This window comes from Cellulomonas algicola, from assembly GCF_019024305.1.
GTDB classification, from domain to species: Bacteria; Actinomycetota; Actinomycetes; order Actinomycetales; family Cellulomonadaceae; genus Cellulomonas; species Cellulomonas algicola.
Map to the genome: position 1 here is coordinate 1 of NZ_JAHKSJ010000047.1, position 1,093 is coordinate 1,093.

Consider the following 1,093-nt stretch of genomic DNA (forward strand, 5'->3'; position numbering starts at 1 on the left):
ACGAGCTCGAGACGTTCTACACCGACTGGCAGCAGTACCCCAGCACGGGCATCACCGCCAACACGGCGTCGCAGACCAACAACAAGGTCACCATCGCGGCGAACTCGGCCGGCGCCACGTCGAACGCGGCGATCGACATCAAGCTGAGCCCCGGCAACGTCATCTCGGTCGTCGTGGACTCCACCTCGCAGACGTACGCCATCAACGGCTACAACGAGAAGGGGACCGCCAACACGGCCGCCACCAAGGTCTTCAGCTACACCAGCAACGGTGGCCTGAAGCCCGGCGCGCCGGGTGCGGCCTCCACGGCACCCGCCCCGTGAGCCTGACGCTCTGACCGCAGGCCGGGTCGCGAGTCCTCCGGACGCGCGACCCGGCCTGTTCTCTTCTGGAGGCTGACATGGAGCACATCACGAGGTCAGCGTCGCGGGCGCGTGGTCGGGACCACGGCTTCACGCTGGTCGAGCTGCTGGTCGTCATCGTCATCATCGGCATCCTCGCGGCGATCGCGATCCCGATCCTGGTGTCCCAGCGGCGGACGGCGCTCGACGCCGCGGTGAAGTCGGACCTGCGCAACGTCGCCGTCGTCGTCGAGGCGTCCCGGACGGAGGGCGACGGCACGGCGGAGGAGTCGACCGTGCGCGCCGAGATGCGGATCACGCGCGGCACGACCGTCGAGGTGGTCCGCGACGGCGACGCCTACTGTCTGCGCGGCTGGAGCGACACCGGCGTCGGCAGCAACACCTGGGTGTCGGAGGCGGGCGGCGGGATCGTCCGGCAGTCCGCCGCGACCGGGTGCGCCGGCGCCGCGGAGTTCGCCCTTCCCTGACGATCACCCGGTCGGTGCGCCGACCGGGTGATCGTCCGAGCTGCGCTCAAGTTCCTTCTGGCCCGTCCCGAATGACGCAGTAGCCCGTTCCGTCGGGTGGGTGTGGACATGAATTCTGAGACTGAAGGAGACGGGCATGATCGCTCGCGTTCGTAAGTCGATCGAGGAGAAGGACAAGGGCTTCACGCTCATCGAGCTCCTCGTCGTCATCATCATCATCGGTATCCTCGCGGCGATCGCGATCCCGGTGTTCCTGAACCAGCG

Annotated in this window: 3 protein-coding genes; all 3 read left to right on the forward strand. The window is 68.0% G+C overall.

Annotation, left to right across the window (positions count from 1 at the left end; genetic code table 11):
• The coding region (locus KOV94_RS20395; RefSeq protein ID WP_218053040.1) for a hypothetical protein at positions 1 to 323 on the forward strand (323 nt) is incomplete at its 5' end.
• A 77-nt stretch (positions 324 to 400) separates the two neighbouring features.
• Positions 401 to 829 carry a type II secretion system protein gene (locus KOV94_RS20400; RefSeq protein ID WP_124344680.1) on the forward strand — a complete coding sequence of 143 codons (429 nt, stop codon included), beginning with the start codon at positions 401 to 403 and terminating at the stop codon, positions 827 to 829.
• A gap of 136 nt (positions 830 to 965) precedes the next feature.
• On the forward strand, positions 966 to 1,093 hold a 128-nt coding region (locus KOV94_RS20405; protein ID WP_218052906.1), incomplete at its 3' end, for a prepilin-type N-terminal cleavage/methylation domain-containing protein.